A 23,090-nucleotide genomic window follows, 5' to 3' on the forward strand; every position below is an offset into this window, starting at 1 on the left:
CCCGGCGATCCGCCGAGAGCGTTGGGTGGTCCGACCGTAAACCTGCGGCTTACAGAAACGGACCATCCGGACACTCCCGGTGGATTATACGGGTTACTTGTTAAGGATAAACGTTATATTAAACGCTGCTGTTCCAAATGGTACTATTCCATAATATCAAAGATAGCCAGCAGCATCATGATACCTGCAAGCAGACTACGCACCGGAACGGGCCAGTTCACGCATATTGGCTTCAAAGGCAGCGAGCAGTGCCGCTTCGCCGGTCAGACCGCTTTCGTGAACTTTGCGGATTTGTTCGGTCATCCGTTTGTAGTCTTTTGGAATGACGCGAACGAAATCCTGGGATTGATGTTCCCAATCTTCCAGTACTCGCTGTCCTGCCTGGCTGCCGGTATATTGAACATGACGCTCGATCAGTGCACGCACTTCTTCGAGTTCTTCCGGTTCCTCCAGCGACTCCAGCAGGACCATCTCCAGATTGCAGCGGCCGACAAAGTCATGACTCGGATCGAGTACATAGGCGACACCGCCGGACATCCCTGCGGCAAAGTTACGGCCGGTTGTACCGAGTACAACGACACGTCCACCGGTCATATATTCACAGCCATGATCGCCTGTGCCTTCAACAACGATATTCGCACCGGAGTTCCGAACGGCAAACCGTTCGCCTGCAATCCCGTTGATATATGCTTCACCGCTTGTGGCTCCATACAGCGCGGTATTACCGATAATGATATTTTCTTCGGCGGCAAAGGTAGCCCGGGCATCCGGCTTCACGATGATCTTGCCCCCGGACAGTCCTTTACCGACATAGTCATTACAATCTCCTTCGACCTTGAGCGTCATGCCCTTCGGCACAAATGCACCAAAGCTCTGACCTGCCGAGCCTTTGAAGCTAAAGGTAATCGTATCTTCCGGCAGACCGGCTGCACCGTATTTACGGGTCACTTCGCTGCCAAGAATGGTTCCGGTCGCCCGGTTGACGTTACAAATCGCCAGTTCCGCTTGTACACGGCTGCCGTTTTCCAGCGCAGGGGCTGCCAGTGGAAGCAGCTGCTGCATATCGAGCGTCTCTTCCAGCTGGTGATTCTGCTGCTGTACGTTGAAGCGTTCGCTGCCTTCCGGAAGCTTCGGCTCATGCAGCAGGACAGACAGATCCAGTCCTTTTTTCTTCCAGTGATCTGCCGCGTTCGCTGCATCGAGACAATCCATGCGGCCTACCATTTCCTGTACGGTACGGAAGCCCAGCTCGGCCATAATCTCGCGCAGATCCTCTGCGACAAACTTCATGAAGTTAACCACATGCTCCGGATCGCCGGTAAAGTTCTTGCGTAGTTCCGGGTTTTGCGTCGCCACGCCAACCGGACAGGTGTCCATCTGACAGACACGCATCATGATACAGCCGAGCGTAACGAGCGGTGCAGTGGAGAATCCATACTCTTCGGCACCGAGCAGTGCTGCGACAGCAAGATCGCGTCCGCTCAGCATTTTGCCATCCGTCTCCAGTACGACACGGTCGCGCAGATTGTTCATGATCAGCGTCTGCTGGGTCTCGGCCAGTCCAAGCTCCCACGGCAGACCCGCATGACGGATCGAACCCTGCGGAGAAGCACCTGTACCGCCGTCATAACCGCTGACAAGGATAATATCTGCACGTCCTTTGGCAACACCGGCAGCGATTGTGCCGACACCGACTTCGGATACGAGCTTCACGTTGATGGCTGCACGAGGATTGGCATTTTTGAGATCATAGATCAGTTCGGCCAAATCCTCGATGGAATAAATGTCATGGTGCGGCGGCGGTGAGATCAGGCCTACACCCGGCGTGGAACCACGCACTTCCGCTACCCATGGATATACTTTACGGCCCGGCAGCTGTCCGCCTTCGCCCGGCTTGGCACCCTGGGCCATCTTGATTTGAATTTCATCGGCATTCACCAGATAGTTGGACGTAACGCCAAACCGTCCGGAAGCGACCTGCTTGATCGCACTGCGGCGGGAATCGCCATTGGCATCCGGTACGAAGCGGGCAGGATCTTCGCCGCCCTCACCGGTATTGCTCTTGCCGCCGATCCGGTTCATCGCAATCGCCAGACTCTCATGCGCTTCCTTGCTGATCGAACCAAAGGACATGGCACCGGTCTTGAAGCGCCGCATGATCGATTCGATCGGCTCTACCTCTTCGAGTGGAATCGGTGCACCGTTTGGCTTGAACTGCAGCATGGAGCGCAGGGTCAGGCGCTGTTCGTTCTCGCCTTCCACCAGGGCAGCATACTTTTTGTACAGCTTGTAATCGCCTGTGCGCACGGAATGCTGCAGCAGGTGAATCGTCTGCGGGTTGAACAGATGCTGTTCCCCATCATTGCGCCACTGATAATCGCCGCCGGAATCCAGCACACGGTCATTGCCGTCTTTATCCGTAAAGGCACGGGTATGCTGTGACAGAGCTTCCTGAGCCACTTCTTCCAGACCGATCCCGCCAATCCGGGAAGGCGTCCAGGTGAAGTATTGATCCACAAAATCCTGCTTCAGACCAACTGCTTCGAAGATCTGTGCGCCGCGATAGGATTGAATTGTCGAGATGCCCATTTTGGACAGGATTTTCACGACACCCTTGGTCACGGCTTTGATATAGTTTTTGACTGCTTTCTCGTGGGAAATACCACGCAGCAGTCCTTGCTTGATCATATCCTGCATCGTTTCGAATGCCAGATACGGATTGACCGCACTGATTCCGTAGCCGAGCAGCAGTGCAAAATGATGCACATCACGCGGCTCGCCGGATTCCAGCAGCAGACTGACCCGTGTACGTGTGCCCTGGCGGATCAGATGGTGATGCAGACAAGCCACTGCCAGCAGAGCTGGAATCGCTGCATTATCCTTGTCCGTTCCACGATCGGACAGAATCAGGAAATTATGTCCCTTGGCAATAACGCGATCCGCTGCTTCGCACAGGTTCACCAGTGCAGCACGCAGTCCTTCTGCACCTTTGGACGCCTCAAAGAAGATTGGAATCGTCATCGCCTTGAAGCCCGGACGGCGTACATGACGTACCTTGGCAAAGTCCTCATTGGACAAAATCGGTGTATTCAAAATAATCTGACGACAGCTCTCCGGCTGCGGATCGAGCAGGTTGCGCTCCGGTCCGATCGCGGTGGCTGTCGAGGTTACGATCTCTTCACGAATCGCATCGATCGGCGGATTCGTAACCTGGGCAAACATTTGCTTGAAATAGTTATACAATCGCTGCGGCTGATCCGACAGTACGGCCAACGGTGCATCATAGCCCATCGAGCCAATCGCTTCCGCTCCTGTCGTTGCCATCGGTTCAATGACTTTGCGCAGCTCTTCAAACGTATAACCAAATGCCAATTGCAGTTGCTGTACATTGTCATGATCCGGCTGAATCGCTTCCGGTGCTTCCGGAACTTCATCCAGATTCATAAGATGCTCTTCCAGCCACTCTGCATACGGCTGCTCGGAAGCGATCTTTTCCTTGATTTCCTCGTCGGAAATGATACGGCCTTCCTGCGTGTCGATCAGCAGCATCCGTCCTGGACGCAGACGGTCTTTGTATAAAATATCCTCTGCCGGTATATCCAGCACACCGACTTCGGAAGACAGAATAATCCGGTCATCCTTGGTTACATAATAACGTGCCGGGCGCAGACCGTTACGGTCAAGCATCGCGCCAATCTGAATGCCATCGGTAAATGCCATTGCGGCAGGTCCGTCCCACGGCTCCATCAAACAGCTGTGATACTGGTAAAACGCCTTCTTCTTCTCATCCATGGTGTCATGGTTGCTCCATGGCTCCGGTACCATCATCATCGCTACATGCGGCAGGGAACGGCCGTTCAGATACAGGAACTCCAGCGTGTTATCAAACATCGCCGTATCCGAACCATCCGGGTTAATAACCGGACGGATCTTGTCGATATCCTCACCGAATACTTCGCTCTCAAACAGCGATTGACGGGCATGCATCCAGTTCACATTACCGCGCATCGTATTGATTTCACCGTTGTGGATCATAAAGCGATACGGATGGGCACGATCCCAGCTGGGAAATGTGTTGGTACTGAAACGGGAGTGAACAAGCGCCATGGCCGATTCGAACTCTTCATCACGCAGATCCAGGTAGAAATCGCCTACCTGAGCCGTCGTCAGCATTCCCTTGTAGACCACCTTGCGGCAGGACAGACTCGGAATGTAGAATGTCTCTCCTCCTGCTTCTTCAGCATAACGGATATGACGCTCGGCCAGACGACGAATGACATACAGTTTGCGTTCAAATGCCAGCTCATCCTGACTCTGTAATGCTTCACTGCGTCCGATAAAGAACTGGCGTACAACCGGCTTGGCATCCTTGGCCGACTTGCCGAGCGTGCTGTCATCCGTCGGAACGGTCCGTGCTCCGAGGTATACCTGACCTTCCTGCTCGATAATGCTTTTTAGCACAGCTTCATGACGGCTGCGCAGCTCTTCATCACGGGATAGGAACACAATCGCCACACCGTACTGACCCTTTGCGGGCAGTTCAAAACCATTCGCCTGTGCTTCCCTAACAAAAAAACGGTGCGGGATCTGTACCATAATGCCGGCTCCGTCACCGGAATTCGGTTCACTGCCCTGACCGCCGCGGTGCTCCATATTTTCTAGCATCGTGAGTGCCTGACTAACAATCTGGTGACTAGGTATTCCTTTGATATGTGCGGTAAATCCCATACCGCAGGCATCTTTTTCAAACTGCGGATCATATAGACCCTGCTTCGGAGGTAAACCTGTAATGTTCATAATACGCAACCTTTCTATTATGAAGTGAATTGTCAGAAGACGAGCCAGAGGACGGCCATACGAAGAAGAATGATGCTAAAGGATAGGGTATACAAAACAGACTGCTCTTTCCATTCATCGGGATATACATCTCTGCAAATTCGAATGTAATGGAAGCAGCCTATTTGAATATAAGGTTCAGAAGAGACATTGGAAGAATAATTATCCACTTATGGATTCAAGCGACTTACTCAGCTTATGTGATATCGTTGTAACCTAATGGGTTTTATACATTTTAACACTGAGCTCACGTCATAGCAATTCAAACTTTTTATATCTCCGATAAATTATTATTTTGCGTCAAAGCATTAGCGTGATAACGTAGTACAATAGATTATACTGTATAATGATGCATTTTATTTAATATTATATTCAGTTTGTTTAGCGTATACAGATATTGCTTTCCAAAGCAGACATTTGGCGCCGGCTGTATGGATACTACAGCAGATAGGTACGCTACCAGCTGACCATAAGAAAAAAAGCGCACAGCTCCGTTAGATGGGGCTGTGCGCTTTTTCTGTATTGTCTGGTACTGCCTATTTATTGATCCAATGAATCTGTTCCTTGCTGCTGCTCTATGAATTTCAAAATCCGTTCACCGACGGATCCGTTAAATATCTACACTCTCGCCAACCTGAAGAACAGAACCCTGCAGCCCTTTTTTTTGCAGTTCAGCGACAAAGGCATCTCCATCCTGCTCAATCGCCGGGAAGGTATTGTAATGCACCGGAATCACATGGCCTGCTTTGAGCCATTCTGCAGCCAGCAGTGCATCTTCCGGGCCCATTGTATAGAAGTCGCCGATCGGCAGTGCAGCTGCGTCGATCTTGTTCAATTCACCGATCAGTTTCATATCACCGAACAGTGCTGTATCGCCTGCATGATACAGCGTCTTGCTGCCCATCGTCAGCAGGATACCTGCCGGTTCGCCAAGATAGACGACCTGATCGCCATCCTGGATGGAGGACGTATGGAATGCCAGTGTGAATTTGACTTTGAAGCCGTCAAACTGTTTGGCGCCACCAAGGTTCATGCCTACCACTTCAGGAGCTCCCTTGCTGGCTGCATACTGTGCCAGTTCAACGATTGCAATCACCGGACAATTATTATTTTGGGCAATCTCCACCGTGTCACCATAATGATCAGCGTGACCATGCGTCAAAATAACCGCATCCACCTGGATGTCTTTTAGATCAATATTGACTTGCGGATTGCCGGACAGGAATGGGTCGATAATGACCTTTTTGCCGTCTTCTTCGACCAGCAGACAGGATTGACCGTAATATGTGATTTTCATGGATGAAGCACCTCCGGGATTGAATTGATTTTCCACCGTTTATTGTACCACCATCGATCACAGATGTGTAACCCTGCAGCAGGGCAGAACGGAACAAGCTCCAGAAATCGGCAGCTTATTTATAAAACGTATGGTGACCAATTTGCTCCACTTTGGTTCGGGTATTGGGAATATCAAAATCAGTCGCCAGGGAAAGCGACACAAAATAATACGTATTATCCGGAACTTCCTTGCGGCCTTCCAATGCTTCATGCACCGCTTTTACCGAATCAGCGTTAGGTGTCACACGCTCGAATCTGCCATTCATTACCGGAGAAAATTGATATCTCTGATAGATTACATCTTTAATCGTGTCGGGGAAATTAGCGGACCGCAGCCGGTTTAAGACAACATTGGCGACTGCCACTTTGCCTTCGTACGGTTCGCCTTCAGCTTCTGCCATAACGATACGTTCAAGCAAGAGCTGTTCTTTATCGGACAATGCGTAGGTCCAGGTAGCCTGAGATTTGTTGCTCTGGCTGAGCAGCTTTGTCCGAGTAAAGTATAAGTGGGTTGGGGTGGAATCACTAATGGACGAACTTGCCGTCACTGCCGTCGGCATTGCTTTTGCCTTGGCTGTAGCGGTGTTCGCCTTGATTTGTGCAGCTTTTTTCCTATGTTGTTCCGCTTTGAGTGCTGCAGCTTCTTCTGCCTTGACCTGATGAATCAGCTTTTGAGTGTGATTGTGGTTCCATGTCATAAATGCCGTGTCGGTCCTGACATTCTGAGCATGGGAAACTGAACCTGCTGGCTGCGCCCCCCGTGCAGGCAGCTCAGTAAAGGATTGTTCGCTCGTCATTTTGGAATCCATCCAGAAAGGGGCGGACATAACGAATATAAAAAGCACGCCGAGTAAAGGCGTAATCCACTGATTGCGTCTAATAAAATCCATTTTCTTCCTCCAGTACTGTTAGCATACTCCTAACCCTATGTAACCTTTTTGACCTTCCATTTGAATACACCAACATTCAAATTTTGAATCACATTCAGTTCACAGTGTTATTTACTCTCCGGTGATGCGGAGCAATGCCAACTTGAATTTGAATCTCCGGATCTTCCGGAATTCAATACTTATTTGAGCATGATTACCATGCTGTTCCCCTATAAAATGCCGCCCGATTGCAGCAGCAAGTATATTATTATAACTTGTTTACTTTTGTCAAATTGACAAAATCGCCAATTTAGGCTTGGTCATCTGCCCGACAGCGAAAATGCGCCTGCAATATCATACATCGGCTGCTGCCCGAGATGTGTCCGATATAATACCATTTCATCAACGAGCCAGCTGTCCGGCGACGGATGGTCTTCTGGCGTAAGTTCGGCAAACAGCTGGCTTCCGTTATATTTGCGGGCCACTGTCAGATGCGGATGGTAGGGACGCTGCTCGGGTGCAAATCCCAGCGGGATGCATATCTGCTGCACTTCGGTCTGCAAACGGTACAGGCTATCCGTATCCCCCTGCGGTTCAATCCATAATACACGCGGCGCCGATGGATTGCCGAACACTCCGGCTCCACCCAGCTGAAGCTGAAATGGCCGTACCACAGCTGCAGCCTGCTGCAACGCAGCACTCAACTGCGGCAGCCGGTCTACATCCACATCGCCAAAAAACTGAAGTGTAATGTGAAGATCCTCAACGTAAGTCCATCGGCGGAAAGAATAACGTTCCTGCGCTTGCCGGCTCCATGCAGCTAACGTACGGGCTGCTTCACCCTTAATCTGCAAAGCGGCAAATACACGTTCCTGTCCTGGCTGAGTCCCCATTCTTACACTCCCTTTCAATGTTTATTCTATTTGGTTCATATGCATGAAGTGCATTTTCATATTACAGTGTAATACTATTTACGAACACTTGTTCCGAACGATCTCAACCAGTATACACTAATCTTGAAAACAGTGCAAAACTATTAGCGGAAATGATCCTTCGGATTCGATGCGGTTCAGGGCAGGTAATATCGTGAAGTACACTCTGGCCTGACGGAAATCATTTGGTTTGCATATATTAATTTGTTATCATTTGGAAGATACGTACATTATTAATCATTATCATTATTCATTAACCGGGGAGGTACATTTATGTCCAAAATTGTGGTTCTTCAGCATCTCAGCGAGTCACAGCAACAGAAAGTACAGCAAGCTGCATCCTCTTATGAAATCGTGACCGTTCCGGTTCGTGAGGCCAATAACTCCGTGTTGGCGGATGCCGAGATTATCCTCGGCTGGTCGCGCAAGCTGCAGGATTTTATTTTGTCGGATCAATGTCCGGTGAAATGGATACAGACCTGGTCAGCAGGTGTGGATAAAATGCCGATGGAGCAGCTGGAACAGAAGCAGGTACTGCTTACCAGTGCGAACGGCGTGCATACGATCCCGATCTCGGAACAGATTTTTGCCTATATGCTTGCATTTTCACGCAATCTGTACCGGGCTGTTCGCAATCAGGAAAAACATGCCTGGGACGAGAGCGGCACCTTTACCGAACTGCATGGCAAGACGATCGTTATCGTTGGTGTCGGAAATATCGGAGCAGGTACTGCCCGGCTGGCTAAAGCATTCGGCATGCGGACAATAGGTGTGCGGCGCTCAGGCAAGGAACAGGATGGCATCGACCGGATGTATACGATGGAGCAGCTGGATGAAGCGTTGCGTGACGGCGACTATATCGTTAATATTCTTCCGCTTACCGGCGAGACCGAAAAGCTGTTTAATCAAGAACGCTTTGCAGTAATGAAGAATAGCAGCATATTTATTAATGTGGGCCGCGGACCTACTGTGGACACGGATGCACTTGTCGATGCTCTTCAATCCAGCCGAATTGCCGGGGCAGGGCTGGACGTGTTTGAACCTGAGCCGCTGCCGGAAGAGCATCCGCTCTGGGACATGGAACAGGTGATCATCACGCCGCATATTGCAGGCAGCAATGAGCATTATACCGATCGTGTTATCGATATTTTCGTCGAAAATCTCAAAGCTTATCAAGCCGGTCAGACGCTGCCGGTTAATCTGGTGGATTATAGCAGACAATACTAATTCCAGTATGTATATGTAGACATTGATGTATAGAAAAAAGAGACGATTCTTCCTTCACGAATCGTCTCTTTTCAATTATAAATCAGGATCATCCCCCGGTTTTTATAGTTAAATTGAACCGCATATTCAATTATTACATGTAATAAATATGTTTTTTTCTATTTTTCGACATCGGAAATCAACCGGATGACGGTGCCTATGAGACAATTGATTCATAGACGTTAATGCGTTCTTGATAACGATTCAGCGGGCAAATTAATAGTAGTTCATCCGCCCTATATTTTAGGCATAGTTCCTGAAATTGCTGCCAGACGGACTCTTTTCCACCTACGATCGGCGGAGGAATCTCTTCACCAATGGAAGCAATTCCTGCCGGTGAACTTTTCCAGCGCTCATATAACCGTTCGGCTTCCTGATCGGTATGGCCGGCAATGACACGCACAGCCAGGATGACTCTGGGCTGTGGATGTAGACGTGAAGGCTCAAAGTGCTCCCGGTACTGCTGAACGGCCGCTACCCCATCGCTTCCGCTCATAAAATAGCCGAATACATAACCCGTCCCGTTCTGCGCTGCCAGAACGGCACTTTTGCGGTTGGTGCCGAGCATCCAAAATTCCAGTGGGTAGACCGGCTGGGGACGTGCCAGCACCGGCGTCTCTTCCACCTTGTACTCATCCTGCAAAAGACTGCGCAGGTCCCTGACCAACTCTGGCATCTGTGCCACATGGGATAAGTAATTGCCGCTGAGTGCGATCGCCGCATGTGCCGAGCCGCCCGGAGCACGTCCGATGCCCAGATCGATGCGTCCCGGATACAAGGCCCCCAGCATGCGAAACGTCTCGGCTACTTTCATTGGACGATAATGCGGCAGCAGCACCGCTCCGGCTCCGAGGCGGATAGAGGAAGTACGTGCACCGATATGAGCCAGCAGGATTTCGGGAGCCGTACAGGCCAACTGGGCCATATCATGATGTTCGGATAACCAGAAGCGATGATAGCCCGAATTCTCTGCCATAATCGCCAGCTGCACCGAACGTTCAAGCGCAGCTTCTACCGACGCTCCTTCCAGTGCGGGTGACATATCCAGTATGCCAAGAGGTAGTTTTTCGTAAGTCATGGATGCACCTCCTTTGTTCATTTTGCGATAGGATCCGGATGTATATTCCAGATGTATAACGTTCAATTGCATACATACATTTTAATAGTAGAAAGTCGTCTGAAATTTGTTGAACTTCAGGCAAAATTCCCTGTATTACAACCAAGCCAACCCATTTTAGTCCGTTCATCATACAGGGAACATTAAATCGAAGCTTAGAGACTTCACAGCGGTCAGTCCACATCGTAGATGGAGCCGACTTTGAGTCCGTACAGTTCGTTATAGATTTTCTCGGCAAATGCGTCGGTCATGCCAGCGATATAATCGATAATCATGCGCTCCCATGTCCATACCGGCTCGGGACTGGCCTGATCATGTTCAAACCGCTGCAGCCAATCCGGCGGCATGATTGCCATGGACGTCTCCTGGTCGACAAAGGCTTTCCATAGACGGCGGATGATCCATTCGCTGCGCTTTTGCAGACGCTGTACCCGCAGATCACGAATCATGGTCACCCAGGCAAAACTTTTGAGTACGCTCACCGTACGCAGCATATCCTCGTCTTCCCTGTTAGCATAGACAAAGGTGACCTTTTTCCAATCCTGATCTTCGATCACGCCCAGCTGGCTGACAAAATGGTTCACCCAGTACGCTTTGACCTCGCGGCGGGTACGCGAGTAATCCAGTCCGCATGTCGGCAGCTTCTCCCGCCATACCCGCAGATACGCATTCAGCACTTCATCGACTTTGGCTTCGATCTGCTGATTGTTCCACCCTCTCCAGAAACGATCTTCCAGCGTCGTAATCTTCTCCATAATCAGGTGGCGAATATGGGGATCATGCATGAAGTGTTCATGCACCTCTATCTTGCCTGCCTTGATGCCATCTTCCAGATCATGCGCTGAATAGGCGATATCATCGCACAGATCCATCAGCTGCGCTTCCAGCGTGGTCTTGCCGTCAGGAATTCCCCATGCCTGGCGAATCTGGCGAATATACTGCCATTCGCGCTGGTACAATCCTTTTTTGTTGACCATGCCGGAATATGGATATTTGTTAATACCGAGCAGCACGGCATCGCACAGATTCAGGCCATCGAGATTTTCCCTTTTCTCCAGGAACATAATCAACCGGAAATTATGTGCATTGCCTTCGAAATGCTCGTATTTCTCACGGATCTGCAAATGGATCTGCTCCCGCTCTTCTTCGGTGACCACTTTGCCCTGCAGCGCTTCGGCGGTTTTCTGCTCGATCCAGTCTTCCAGAATATGAGCGAGTACTTCTTCGCCTTTGTGTCCAAATGGCGGATGCCCGAAGTCATGAGCGATTGAAGCGCACTCCACCACTTCGGGATGGATAATCAGACCGGGACTGTCTGCCCGCTGTTCATCAATCTCCGGGTAACGACTGAGCAGGCTTTTGGCTGCCTGTCTGGCAATCTGGGCCACTTCCAGGGAATGGGTTAGCCGTGTGCGATAATAATCGCCGGTACCTGCTCCGAATACCTGGGATTTGCCCTGCAGCCGGCGGAATGTCGGGGAATGAATCAGCCGGGAATAGTCCCGCTCGTATGCTTCACGGGAAGCTTCATGTTTGTCTTCCTCATATTGACGATGCTCACGCAATGATTTTAATTCTGCAAATTTATCCATATCATGTTCTCCTATATTTTCTGCATTATTCAATGTGTCGGATTGGAGTGATTATACACATTTTTCAGCCTGTAGGGAAGGATATCCTGTCTGTGCGCTTATGGTCCGTATTCTCTCACGCTTTTATTTAACCTTTTTCAGCTGCTCTGCTGCACTTCATTTTAGGGCCTATATTATAGAAGAAAAAATCCGGACCTGATGATCCGGATTGATGTATTCTTTCTTATAAGGTTATGATTACTGGTTTTTGAGCTTCGGATCGAAGGTATCGCGCAGCCCATCCCCCATCAGGTTAAACCCGAGCGATGTCAGCAAAATGCAAAGACCCGGGAAGATGACCGTCCATGGCGCGGTTTGGATAAATTGGCGGGAATCCGACAGCATTTTCCCCCACTCCGGATCAGGCGGTTGAGCACCCAGTCCGAGGAAGCCAAGCCCGGCGGCTTCAATAATCGCCGTTGCTACACCGAGGGTTCCCTGTACAATGATCGGCGTCAGGCTGTTTGGCAAAATATGCTTCAGCAGAATCCGTGAATCGCCGACTCCAATTGCCCGCGCTGCTGTGACGAATTCTTCCTGGCGAAGCGATAGAACACGTGCACGAACCAGTCGTCCATAGGTCGGTATGTTTACAATCGCAATCGCATACAGCGCATTCTGCAGGGAAGGCCCCAGAATGGCTACAATTGCAATCGCCAGCAGAATTCCCGGGAAAGCGAGCAGAATATCGAAGAACCGGGAAATGATCATGTCGATCCATTTGCCGTAAAATCCGGCCAGCAGCCCCAGCAGTGTACCGATAATAATCGAACCGACGACAGACAGCAGACCAACCCAAAGGGAAATGCGTGCTCCATAGATCGTTCTCGTGAATATATCCCGTCCCAGATCATCCGTACCGAACCAATGCTCAGCCGATGGCGACTGCAGCCGCTCCGACAGTACCTGAGCGGTATAATCATAAGGCGTAATCAGCGGTGCCAGCAACGCCAGCAGGACGAAAAAGAGTACTATGACCAGTCCGACTACCGCTGTCTTGTTGCGCATAAACAGGCGAATGCCATCCCGCCATGGTCCTGATTTGATTTCTTTGAGCTGTGCTCCCGACCCCGTATCCAGTGATGCCTGTGTCATATTCTCACCTCTTACTTGTACTGGATGCGCGGATCAAATAATGCATAGAGCAGATCCACCAGCAGATTGATAATCACGAACATAACCGCAATAATCAGAATTCCCGATTGGATGACCGGATAATCGCGGTTACTGATTGCTTCATAAATGTATCGTCCCACGCCCGGCCAGGCGAAGATCGTCTCGGTCAATACCGCACCGCCGAGCAGCGCCCCTGTCTGAATACCGATAACGGTCAACACAGGGATAAATGCATTTTTGAGACCATGCTTGTAGATAACGAGGAATTTGGAGATTCCTTTGGCTTTGGCTGTGCGAATATAATCGGACTGCATTACTTCCAGCATACTGGAACGGGTCATCCGTGCAATAACGGCCATCGGAATCGTACCTAGCGCAATCGATGGAAGAATGAGGTGCTTCATTACTGTCCACAGTTGGGACCACTGCCCGGAGATCATGGCATCAAATACATAGAATCCGGTAATCGACTCCATCGGATCACGCTGATTCATCCTTCCGATCGAAGGCAGCCAGCGCAGTTCGTTTGCAAAAATCCACTGCTCCATTAATCCCAGCCAGAAAATCGGCATCGATACCCCGACCAGCGCGATCAGCATACAAATGTAGTCAAACCAGGAATTACGCTTCCATGCACTCACAATCCCTGCATTTACCCCAATAATAATGGCAAATAGCATACTCGCCACAGTCAGTTCCATGGTAGCGGCCAGATAAGGGCCAATCTCCTCCGCAATCGGCTCACGGGTGCGGATGGAATTACCCAGATCACCGGTCAGCAGATCACCGAGATAGGCAAAGTACTGTTCCAGCCACGGCCGATCCAGTCCCAGCTGTTCACGCAGTGCCTGCTTGGATTGCTCGGTCGCCTTGTCTCCGAGGATGGTATCCGCCGGGTCACCGGGAATGGCATGTATAATCGAAAATACAATCAGCGTCATGCCCAGCAGTACAGGGATCAGTACGAGCAGACGTTTTGTAATATAGGAACCCATGCGTTCATCACCTGCCATACGTTCATTTGTACAGTGAAATGACATGACTGCAAAATCGGCAGCATGTCATTTCAACTGTATTGATTCTTTTTGCTTATTTACGTATTACTGTTCCATATAAATGTCCGCATACGGCTCCGAACCTGTTGGTGAAGGCGTATAGCCTTTCAGTTTGGAAGTTGCGGCCAATAACGGCGTGGAATGGACAAGCGGTACCCACGGTGCATCTTCCTTGATAATGACCTGAGCCTGTTCATACAACTTGGCACGTGCATCCTGATCGGTCTCCTGCTGTGCCTGTACCAGTAATTTGTGCAGCGGCTCGCTGACATACTGGCTGTAGTTATTGCCACCGATAGAGTCTTTATCGAGCAGCGGGTAGAAGAAGTTATCCGGGTCACCATTATCACCGGTCCAGCCGATGATGAACAGATCGTCTTTTTCCCCTTTGCTCAGATCATCCAGATAGGTCGCCCACTCCGGAGACTGGATCGATACTTTCACACCGATTTGGGCAAAACTGGCTTGAATGACTTCAGCCACTTTACGTCCATCCGGCATATACGGACGGGACACCGGCATGGCGTAGAAAGTCAGTTCCTGATCGATTCCGTTTGGATAACCGGCATCTGCCAGCAGCTGCTTCGCTTTGGCAAGATCAAATGGATAATCTTCGATCTCTTTGTTATAGCCCCACAGGGTTGGCGGGATCGGGTTAACGGCTGGTTCTGCCTGACCGGCAAAGAACGCGTCAATGATGCCTTTTTTATCAACAGCATGGTTTAATGCCACACGTACTTTTGGATCGTCAAATGGTTTTTTGGTTGTATTGAAACCCAGATAGGCTACGTTGAAAGGTGGGCGGTTGAATTTCTGCAGATCCGGGTTGCTTTCCAGCGTCGCCAGATTGTCAGGGCTCAGATCTTCCATCAGGTCGATCTCGCCGTTTTGCAGTGCGTTGAAGCGAGCAGTGTTATCCGGAATGGAACGGACAATTACCTGATCAACCTTCGGCAGACCCTGCTGCCAGTAGTTCGGATTTTTATCGAGTGTGATCGAATCGCTGCGCTTCCATTCCTTGAATACGAACGGGCCGGTACCTACAGGATTCGATTTGAAATTTTCTTTTTCTTTTTCAACAGCGGCAGGACTGGCAATAGAGAATGGAGGCATAGCCAGATTTTGCAGGAAAGGAGCTTGAGGTTGGTTCAGTTGGAATTCCACAGTAGAAGCATCTACGGCTTTTACACTTTTGATCACGCGGGCTTCTTCCGGACCGAACATGGAATCATAATAGTCGAAAGAATCGCCTTCAAACTTGAATTCACTATTCGGATCGTTCCAACGGTTAAAGTTGAATACAACCGCATCCGCATTAAAATCCGTACCATCATGGAATTTTACACCCTGGCGCAGCTTGAACGTGTAAGTCAGACCGTCATCGGAAATAGTCCAGCTCTCTGCGAGGGCTGGTTCCACTTCGGTCGTGCCTGATTTATACGCAAGCAAAGGATCAAAAACCTGCTGGGCAATCTTGAGAGACTCCCCATCCGTTACGATCGATGGATCCAGTGCAGCTGAATCGCCGCCGCGGCCCACGATGAGAGTGCCACCGCCAGCTGCTTCTCCACCCGACTCGGAAGCGGCCGGTGCTGCAGAATCGTTATTGCCACTGCATCCGGACAGGATTAGTACAAACGATAAAACCAGTGTGAGCATCATTGTCCAACTTTTTCTCATAAGCATTGGCTCCCTTCTGAATGGCGAAATCGTGTTCAACCCAATTTATACCCTAATATCTTTTTCATCTATATGTATATTGTTATAGATAGAAGGAATTGGAATTGACCACAGGATGAATTTAATTTACATTATGATGTCGTGTTTGGCAATGAATTTTTACAATAATCCTCTTTTTTATTTTAATAACTAACATCAAACGACAGTTTTCGATACATATTCGTCTTTTTGATGCATCTATAAGGATATATGCTATATAGTATCCGCTTCCATTTCCAGAGTCGAACATTTTGATCTATAGGATTTTTATAGTTAGGTAATATTTCATTATTTATTATGCATTTTTTATCATAATTATGATAATTTATTATGTTTTTAACAAATAAACTTACCAAAGGTAGTAACACTTTTAATAAAATACTGCTAGAATAAAGTGGTATTAAGCAAAAGGGGAGGCATATTATACTTATGGTAACGAAAAAAATGATTTTTAGCCTGGCTGTGTCAGCAATGTTCACTCTGAACATGTCCAGTCTGGTCAATGCTGCTGCTCCATCCGCTCTTACAGTGGAAGGCATCAGACAGCAAGCGGAGCAGGATGCGGGAACAGGTACGCATATCACTCTTTTACATACGAACGACGTTCATGCCCATGCCCTGGAAGAGACACCTTCGATGGGTCTCGCCAAAATTGCCGGACTCGCCGATCTGTATCGTCAAGCGAATCCGAATACTCTGCTGCTTGATGATGGGGATGCAGTACACGGTACTTCATTCGCTACACTTGTGCGCGGCGAGAGTATTATCAAAGTCATGAACGAAATGGGCTTTGCTGCCCTGACACCGGGCAACCATGAATTCGATTACGGGTATGAGCGTCTGCTGGAACTGTCCAAAATGGCCAACTTCCCGTTCATCTCCGCGAACCTCACCCAAAAGGACACCGGAACAGCGCCTTTCGAGCCTTATATCATTCGTGAAGTTAATGGCGTGAAAATCGGTTTCTTCGGTCTGACAACACCGGAAACCGCCTACAAAACCAATCCGAATAACGTAACCAATGTTAACTTTACCGATCCTACCGAAGCTGCCCGCAAAATGGTCGCCGAGCTGCAGGGTAAAGTTGATGTGATCGTAGCGATGGGTCATATCGGTATGGACCAGTCCACCGAGCAGACAAGTATCGATATTGTCAAAGCGGTACCGGGCATTGATGTATTCATCGATGGTCACAGCCACACCCTGCTGGAAAACGGTCAGATGGAAAATAATACGCTGATCGCCAGCACCGGTGAATATGGTGAGCATCTGGGCGTGATCGATCTGTGGGTCGACAAAGGCGATGTAACCAAAAAAGAAGCCTACACTCTGGATGAGAAAGCGGCTGCCAGTGTAACTCCCGACCCGGAAGTAGCCAGCCTAATCACTTCGATCCAGTCTTCCCAGGAGTCGATCCTGAATGAAGAAGTCGCCAAGTCTTCCGTACTGCTGGATGGTTCCCGTGAGAAAGTCCGCACAGGCGAGACGAATCTGGGCGATCTGATCACTGACGCGATGCGTACCGTGTCGGGTGCAGATGCAGCGATCACCAACGGCGGCGGTATCCGCGCGTCGATCGATGCCGGATCGGTCACCAAAGGCGATGTGGTTACCGTTCTGCCATTTGGTAACCTGGTCATTTCCATTGATGTGACCGGCGCTGACATTCTGGCTGCACTGGAAAATGGGGCAACCGATTATCCAACCGCCAAAGGCGCCTTTGCCCATGTATCGGGAATCACATACAAAATCGACCCTGCCAAACCGGCAGGCAGCCGTGTCCACTCCGTAACGGTAGCCGGCGCACCACTGGATCTGAACAAAACGTACAATGTCGCTACGAATGACTTCCTCGTAGCCGGCGGCGACGAATACAAAATGTTCCTCGGCAAGCAGCAGACCGGAACGTACGGCACACTCGATGAAGCACTGATCCAGCATATGCAGTCTCTGGGCAGTGTGAATATGCCAGCTTCAGAGAATCGTATTACGGCAGCAGCAGCGCCAGGCAGCAGCGTCAAGCCTGTACCTGCTCCAGCTGACAAACCAGCCACTGCCAAACCGGCTGCTCCAGCCAAGCCTGCTGCTCCTGCAGCAAGTGCCGATACCGATGTATATGTAGTGAAAAATGGCGATACCCTGTACTCCATCGCCAAAAAGCACGGCACAACCTGGCAGCAGTTGCGCGATGCCAATGACCTGACTAACGCGCACTGGATCTATCCGGGCCAGAAGCTTGAACTGCCGGATGCTTCATAAGCAGCTCTACTGCACGTAACGTTCGAGTTGGCAGTACAGGCATGGTGCGATATTATGCGATTCAACCACCCGTATTGGAATTACACCATTCAACTGTGCAGTATAGGAGTAGAATCAACACGCCAAGTACTATGTATGTTGAAGTTAATAGTTAGCACAAAAAAAGGACCTGGCTATACGCGCCAGGTCTTTTTTTGCTGTTTCAATGAAACGGTTTGTACAGTCACTGGATATAAAACTTTGTGCATCCTTCCTATACATATACATTTTAGATAACAAAGATCAAGTGACATCTCCACCTGCCGTTTAGCGGCTCTCTCGGGTAGTTCCATTTTTCGGATTGAACGCCAGTTCAAACAGCCCGGTCGCCGACAATCCGGCTAGCCCACCTGCCCACAAGCGGGCAACCAGATCCAGCTCGGTAAATGAGTATGCCGCTGCAGCAATCAGCAACCCAATCAGCATGCCGATAACGGGTAGCAGATTTTTGGGAATAGTCAGCGCTGTTTTGACCATCTGGACGAGTGCCAGAATAATTACAGCCAGTGTCGAAGCAAAAGTCAGTACATCATCAAACAGTTCCATATCGCATTCTCCTTTCGTTTGGTTAAATGAGTCCTTTGCGGTACATTACGGTAATCAGGCGGTAAAAGTCATAGCTGCCGCCTTCCGGATCATCCACAATCCCTGCAGCCACCGCCTGATTGACAGCTTCCTGCGCCCAGTCCGGAATTGCCATCCTTCGGCTCTGCTCGACCTGCTGGAGCCGGCTGTCCATGTTGCTAATGCTGGACTTGAGCATATCCCGGCTGTCGGTCAGGGACGCGATCCGGTCTGCCTGTGTTTTGACGAGGGCTTCCAGCGCAGCAAAAGCTTTCTTTTCCTCTGCGGTCATTGCTTCTTCATCTCCCTGGTTGCTGTTATTTGCATATCTCGTCTGCAGCTCAATGAGCGTGCCATGGTATTCATTTAGATCAACGCCGCCCTGAATTCCTTGGACCTGTCCCGAATCGGTATACTGCCAGAAATCCCAGCGCTGCCAGGCGGTACAGTCATCCGGCACCCGGGTATTGCTGTAGCGGGCGATCCATAGATCATAATCGCTTAGACTCCTGCCAAACCGGGTCGCAAAAGCGTTGCCGGTATACAATATCGGACGGCGGCCTCCCAGGCGTTCCACTTCCTGCAGAAAAGCAAGTGCGATCGCAGTGATCTGACTGGGATTCAGCTTGCCCGGATTATCCTCATAATCCATTACCGGCGGCAGATCCAGACTTTGGGCTCCGCCTACCATGTTCAGGCACTCAATAAAATGAGCAGCTTCCCGCTGCGCGGCTGCAGTACTTTGTGCATTCAGAAAATGATAGGCGCCCACCAGCATTCCTGCTGCGCGGGCGCCCTGAATATTGGTGATAAACCGGTTATCCCGGTAGCTCGTCCCTTCACTGGCTTTGACGAACACAAACTGCCGGCCATCTGCCCGGACCTGATTCCAGTTAATGCTGCCCTGCCAGTGGGAGACGTCTATGCCCTGGGCATTACGCTTGTTTCTCGCCTGCATCCCGGGTATCCTCCTCCTGATTATGGTCGATCTGGCTTTCTTTATTTTCCTTGTTTTCTTTGATTTCCTTGACGGCTTCCGGCTGGGCTTCATCGATCAGCATCGGATTCTCCGGCGGCGTATTTTTCGATTCAAAAATATGCACGGCGTTTCGCAAAATATTCGGCATTGGCAGTCCCATTTTGCCGGCGTTCTCGATCACCGAGAGCAATTCATTCGCCAGATAAAAAAAGATCACGGCATCCTGGAAGTAATGCAAACTCCCAAGTGCCTGATCAATGAAGTGTGCAATGGACACGACGACGAAAATCGCGACTTTGCGGATAATTCCTTTGAATCCAACCCTGCTTTTTAATTCGCCCCTCATCCAGGCAGCCGCCCACCCGGAGAACCAATCCACAATGACAAGTACCAACAATAAGTTAATCAACACATCCCAACCCCCAAACAGGTAGCCTACAGCAGCACCATACGCTGTCGAGATTACCTTGATGATTTGCGGCCACGGCTCCCCCATCCCCTTCTGCTCCTTTCTCTGTCGTTTAATTCTTATGAAGGACTACTACTATCTACTATATCTAGGTCGGCCTGCACATAAGCTAACAGGTTGGCTGGTACATCGCTGATATCGCGCCGACCCGCAAGAATCAGGGCAACATATGTGGATGCAAACAGCTTTAATGTCATTTCATTCATGACATATTCATCTCCCTTCTCCAAAGTCCATAAGGCAAAATAAAAGAGGTGATCCTTGTACCAGTTCTCCACCGGTGGATACCTCTTTCAGCTTGCTGTATTTTATAAGTTTTCTGAAATAGACACTTCTATTCGGCAGTCTCTCGACACTGGCATAAAAAAGTATTCATTTCTCACTTATTATAGTGCGAAATCATTTTTCTCTGGACAGGAGCATTTCATACAGCGATGCAATTAACTCCTTATTGTCCAGATCTGCTTGTTCCAAACGAGTAAGCTTTTTCTCCACCGTTTCCGATGCTTCCGGAGCTGGCATAGAATTTTTAATCTTTTCAATCTCTTCAGCAGATAACCCTTCGACCCATTGCTTACCTTCAAAATCCCAACGTGGTTTGTATAAACCAGCCAGTACTGGTTCAGCAATTATTGTGCCAGAACCATCTTCAAGTAATACAGTACCCACAAAGGATTGATCTTCCAATACGTCTTTAACAAAATAGCCCTCTTTATTTACAAATGGTACAACCTTCATATTTACCTCCTATTTTTCGCCTATAAATGATAAGCCATCGAACCATACAGCAGTATTGTACCAGGAATTTTGTACTCTTATTCTGCCATCAGTTTCAACAAGGATGGTAGAATTGGCTGCATCAGCAGAACCGTTACTTGACCTTATACGAAGTTCCAATCCCCGATTCGATCTGAGCAGGATCCCAGCCGGCAAATTAAAGATCACTGTACCAGGAGTTATAATTCCTCCCGCAATTACCCCTCTAAAAACAACTTCTCCGCTTGTTAACTTTGCATATTGTACATTCCCAGTCCATCCATTTAACAATGTAGGCGTCAACCAATTTATCCCTATCATTGTATTTTGTTTGGTACTCTCAACAACCGATACGCGCTGTGTTATTTGCTGCATACCCTGAATCAAATCATTCAGTGTGGCATGTTCCGTTTCAGGATAATTGCCTGTAAGGATAGCTGCTGGAAACGCATTACGAGTAAAATAGGTTACAGTGTACACTGCACTTTTATCGAAGCGCTCTACTCCAATACCTGCTTGTCGAGAACCGAAATCATCCCCATTATTATCTTGGCCCCAACCATCCTGTAATCCATTACGATAAATAAGTAACGGTCTTATCGAGTTATATACCAAAGATGACGCAGAAAATGTTCCTCTTGCATTAATGTAGTAGGCAGTTCCATCACCACTGGACACAGGTTTGACTTTTTCCCTCAGTATCAATCCACTGCCAACTTCAATTACATTATCTCCTCTCGATAAGGTCAAATCCCCTTCGGATGATACTGGTTCTTTTCTCGCAGCAGGAAACTTATACATCAATTGGTATGGCTGCCATGAAGGCTGCGGATATTGTTCTTTAAAATACATGGTTGGTAGAGTTGTAGTTCCTGCACCATTATCATCAACTATTCCACGCCATACTTTTGTACCTGATCCATTGTATCCCGGTGTAAAAATACCATTGGATTGAGTTCCCATAACCCAACCCCAGAAATAAGCCTTTAATTCTTCTACGCTTGGTGAATAGCCATCACTCCAACCGCTATCTGCATTTGAAATAGTGATTGCCAAAAGATTGGGATTTGCTGTTGTTGAATCTGTAAGCACCTGTGCATCGGCTCCGGGGATAGGCGAGTCTGTCAGAAAACGTTGCAGAATAGAACCATTGTATTTAATCACATAGCCAGTGTCTTTTGCAGCACCGAACATAGATAGCGAAGCTACAGTGTATCCGGTTTGCCTACCAAACAGCATCCAATTTTGTGAACCATCCAGCGTAACTTTACGCCAATTACTGATTTTGCAATATTGTCCATCCATTCCTTGCTGTAATTTATCAGCATCTACATCGATTACTGGCGAAGCCAACAATTCAGTATCAAAAGCCAGCATGGCTGCAACATCCGTCTTATCCTTGTTAGCCCAGCGAATTGCATAAGGATTTCGTACTCCAGCGAGACCCTCCGTATATGGATACTTCACAGCGATCTGATCCGCGGTCATTTTATCAAGAGCTGTATATTCGGCATCCGAAATTTCATAAATTCTGAGTCCATCTGCATAAGCTATATTGCCTGCAGCTGCCGCATTAAGTCTGACGACGATCTGTGTATTGTTCACGTCTCCACTGGGGCTATACTTCATATAGGCAGTAATCCACTTACCTTTATCAGTAAATATAGGCGTACTGACCGAAGTACCCTGCAAAGCCAGCAGAACGCTTTTGGCTGACTCATTATAAATATGCCCTACAACAACGTATTTTTTGCCTGCTTTGAGTTGATATGGTTTGGTAGAAACTGCATCTGCAATAGTATTGGCAGTGGTTGCTGTAATTTTCACCGAACCGCCACCAACTACACTCTTGCTGCTATCCATCGTAATGGTCGATTGAAAGCCAGCCAAACCGGCCATGCTTTTGTTCGGTCCCCATGTTCGAGCCTCCAGATTGAGAAGCATACGTCCTGTAATTCCGGTAAGCTGAAATGGTGTATCCCGTTTAGCCGTTATTGTCTGTGTCCCTGGTTGCAGCACAATTTCTTGTCGCACTTCCGTATCCAATCGATTATGCAAATCACCGAGGCCGGCCTCAATCCGGTTCATATCCTGCTCGGTTACGGTGTCATTATAGTTCCAATCCGTCTTTGCCTGATAGTCCAT

At 49.0% G+C, this 23,090-nt stretch carries 16 protein-coding genes and 1 pseudogene; 2 read left to right on the plus strand and 15 right to left on the minus strand.

The annotated features are described in order from the left end of the window. Nucleotides 1–195: 195 nt before the first annotated feature. The 4 genes from gltB to thpR form a co-directional block, all read right to left on the minus strand. Nucleotides 196–4,797, minus strand: a complete 4,602-nt coding sequence (gene gltB, locus M1D61_RS16785; protein ID WP_458119767.1) for a glutamate synthase large subunit — start codon at nt 4,795–4,797, stop codon at nt 196–198. Nucleotides 4,798–5,446: 649 nt separating this feature from the next. Then, the gene (locus tag M1D61_RS16790) at nt 5,447–6,133 is read right to left on the minus strand and encodes a metal-dependent hydrolase (protein ID WP_458119768.1); all 687 of its coding nucleotides are present in this window, start codon (nt 6,131–6,133) and stop codon (nt 5,447–5,449) included. A 115-nt stretch (nt 6,134–6,248) separates the two neighbouring features. Then, nucleotides 6,249–7,064 carry a cell wall hydrolase gene (locus M1D61_RS16795; RefSeq protein ID WP_458119769.1) on the minus strand — a complete coding sequence of 272 codons (816 nt, stop codon included), beginning with the start codon at nt 7,062–7,064 and terminating at the stop codon, nt 6,249–6,251. 299 nt (nt 7,065–7,363) lie between these two features. Next, the gene (thpR, locus tag M1D61_RS16800) at nt 7,364–7,936 is read right to left on the minus strand and encodes an RNA 2',3'-cyclic phosphodiesterase (RefSeq protein WP_458119770.1); all 573 of its coding nucleotides are present in this window, start codon (nt 7,934–7,936) and stop codon (nt 7,364–7,366) included. A 312-nt stretch (nt 7,937–8,248) separates the two neighbouring features. Here thpR and M1D61_RS16805 point away from each other — a divergent pair, with 312 nt between their 5' ends. Further along, on the plus strand, nt 8,249–9,202 hold the full coding sequence (locus M1D61_RS16805; protein ID WP_458119771.1) for a D-2-hydroxyacid dehydrogenase: 954 nt from the start codon (nt 8,249–8,251) through the stop codon (nt 9,200–9,202). A 196-nt stretch (nt 9,203–9,398) separates the two neighbouring features. Here the strand turns inward: M1D61_RS16805 and M1D61_RS16810 are convergent, their stop codons facing one another. From M1D61_RS16810 to M1D61_RS16830, 5 genes are all read right to left on the minus strand, one after another. Continuing rightward, complete coding sequence (locus tag M1D61_RS16810; protein WP_458119772.1) at nt 9,399–10,319, minus strand: MsnO8 family LLM class oxidoreductase; 921 nt, start codon at nt 10,317–10,319, stop codon at nt 9,399–9,401. A 212-nt stretch (nt 10,320–10,531) separates the two neighbouring features. Beyond that, nucleotides 10,532–11,950 (minus strand): deoxyguanosinetriphosphate triphosphohydrolase family protein, encoded by a 1,419-nt coding sequence (locus M1D61_RS16815; protein WP_458119773.1) that lies wholly within the window; start codon nt 11,948–11,950, stop codon nt 10,532–10,534. Nucleotides 11,951–12,187: 237 nt separating this feature from the next. Next, nucleotides 12,188–13,084, minus strand: coding sequence for a nickel transporter permease (nikC, locus tag M1D61_RS16820; protein ID WP_046213105.1), 897 nt, complete (start codon nt 13,082–13,084; stop codon nt 12,188–12,190). A gap of 11 nt (nt 13,085–13,095) precedes the next feature. Then, on the minus strand, nt 13,096–14,100 hold the full coding sequence (locus M1D61_RS16825) for an ABC transporter permease (protein WP_458119774.1): 1,005 nt from the start codon (nt 14,098–14,100) through the stop codon (nt 13,096–13,098). Between the two features lie 105 nt (nt 14,101–14,205). Continuing rightward, nucleotides 14,206–15,846 (minus strand): ABC transporter substrate-binding protein, encoded by a 1,641-nt coding sequence (locus M1D61_RS16830; RefSeq protein ID WP_458119775.1) that lies wholly within the window; start codon nt 15,844–15,846, stop codon nt 14,206–14,208. A 462-nt stretch (nt 15,847–16,308) separates the two neighbouring features. Between M1D61_RS16830 and M1D61_RS16835 the strand changes: the two genes are divergently transcribed. Then, entirely contained in the window at nt 16,309–18,138 is a 1,830-nt protein-coding gene (locus tag M1D61_RS16835) for a 5'-nucleotidase C-terminal domain-containing protein (protein WP_458119776.1), read from the plus strand. Between the two features lie 306 nt (nt 18,139–18,444). Here the strand turns inward: M1D61_RS16835 and M1D61_RS16840 are convergent, their stop codons facing one another. The 6 genes and pseudogenes from M1D61_RS16840 to M1D61_RS16865 form a co-directional block, all read right to left on the minus strand. After that, nucleotides 18,445–18,723: a holin gene (locus M1D61_RS16840; protein ID WP_458119777.1), complete on the minus strand. Its 279-nt coding sequence runs from the start codon at nt 18,721–18,723 to the stop codon at nt 18,445–18,447. A gap of 22 nt (nt 18,724–18,745) precedes the next feature. Next, complete coding sequence (locus M1D61_RS16845; RefSeq protein WP_458119778.1) at nt 18,746–19,699, minus strand: glycoside hydrolase family 25 protein; 954 nt, start codon at nt 19,697–19,699, stop codon at nt 18,746–18,748. Nucleotides 19,700–19,817: 118 nt separating this feature from the next. After that, nucleotides 19,818–20,216 (minus strand): annotated as a pseudogene (locus M1D61_RS16850) (phage holin family protein); the annotation flags it as partial. Nucleotides 20,217–20,248: 32 nt separating this feature from the next. Further along, a complete protein-coding gene (locus M1D61_RS16855) occupies nt 20,249–20,467 on the minus strand; it encodes a CD1375 family protein (RefSeq protein WP_458119779.1) in 219 nt (72 codons plus the stop codon). A 121-nt stretch (nt 20,468–20,588) separates the two neighbouring features. After that, entirely contained in the window at nt 20,589–20,927 is a 339-nt protein-coding gene (locus tag M1D61_RS16860) for a hypothetical protein (RefSeq protein ID WP_458119780.1), read from the minus strand. Nucleotides 20,928–20,936: 9 nt separating this feature from the next. After that, the gene (locus M1D61_RS16865) at nt 20,937–23,090 is read right to left on the minus strand and encodes a hypothetical protein (protein ID WP_458119781.1); all 2,154 of its coding nucleotides are present in this window, start codon (nt 23,088–23,090) and stop codon (nt 20,937–20,939) included.

This window comes from Paenibacillus sp. Z6-24 (genome assembly GCF_054161335.1).

What these genes read in the sequence shown, in the direction of transcription:
- gltB (WP_458119767.1), bottom strand. Translation starts at nt 4,797, where the DNA reads ATGAACATTACAGGTTTACCTCCGAAGCAGGGTCTATATGATCCGCAG.
- M1D61_RS16790 (WP_458119768.1), bottom strand. Translation starts at nt 6,133, where the DNA reads ATGAAAATCACATATTACGGTCAATCCTGTCTGCTGGTCGAAGAAGAC.
- M1D61_RS16795 (WP_458119769.1), bottom strand. Translation starts at nt 7,064, where the DNA reads ATGGATTTTATTAGACGCAATCAGTGGATTACGCCTTTACTCGGCGTG.
- thpR (WP_458119770.1), bottom strand. Translation starts at nt 7,936, where the DNA reads ATGGGGACTCAGCCAGGACAGGAACGTGTATTTGCCGCTTTGCAGATT.
- M1D61_RS16805 (WP_458119771.1), top strand. Translation starts at nt 8,249, where the DNA reads ATGTCCAAAATTGTGGTTCTTCAGCATCTCAGCGAGTCACAGCAACAG.
- M1D61_RS16810 (WP_458119772.1), bottom strand. Translation starts at nt 10,319, where the DNA reads ATGACTTACGAAAAACTACCTCTTGGCATACTGGATATGTCACCCGCA.
- M1D61_RS16815 (WP_458119773.1), bottom strand. Translation starts at nt 11,950, where the DNA reads ATGGATAAATTTGCAGAATTAAAATCATTGCGTGAGCATCGTCAATAT.
- nikC (WP_046213105.1), bottom strand. Translation starts at nt 13,084, where the DNA reads ATGACACAGGCATCACTGGATACGGGGTCGGGAGCACAGCTCAAAGAA.
- M1D61_RS16825 (WP_458119774.1), bottom strand. Translation starts at nt 14,100, where the DNA reads ATGGGTTCCTATATTACAAAACGTCTGCTCGTACTGATCCCTGTACTG.
- M1D61_RS16830 (WP_458119775.1), bottom strand. Translation starts at nt 15,846, where the DNA reads ATGCTTATGAGAAAAAGTTGGACAATGATGCTCACACTGGTTTTATCG.
- M1D61_RS16835 (WP_458119776.1), top strand. Translation starts at nt 16,309, where the DNA reads ATGGTAACGAAAAAAATGATTTTTAGCCTGGCTGTGTCAGCAATGTTC.
- M1D61_RS16840 (WP_458119777.1), bottom strand. Translation starts at nt 18,723, where the DNA reads ATGGAACTGTTTGATGATGTACTGACTTTTGCTTCGACACTGGCTGTA.
- M1D61_RS16845 (WP_458119778.1), bottom strand. Translation starts at nt 19,699, where the DNA reads ATGCAGGCGAGAAACAAGCGTAATGCCCAGGGCATAGACGTCTCCCAC.
- M1D61_RS16860 (WP_458119780.1), bottom strand. Translation starts at nt 20,927, where the DNA reads ATGAAGGTTGTACCATTTGTAAATAAAGAGGGCTATTTTGTTAAAGAC.
- M1D61_RS16865 (WP_458119781.1), bottom strand. Translation starts at nt 23,090, where the DNA reads ATGGACTATCAGGCAAAGACGGATTGGAACTATAATGACACCGTAACC.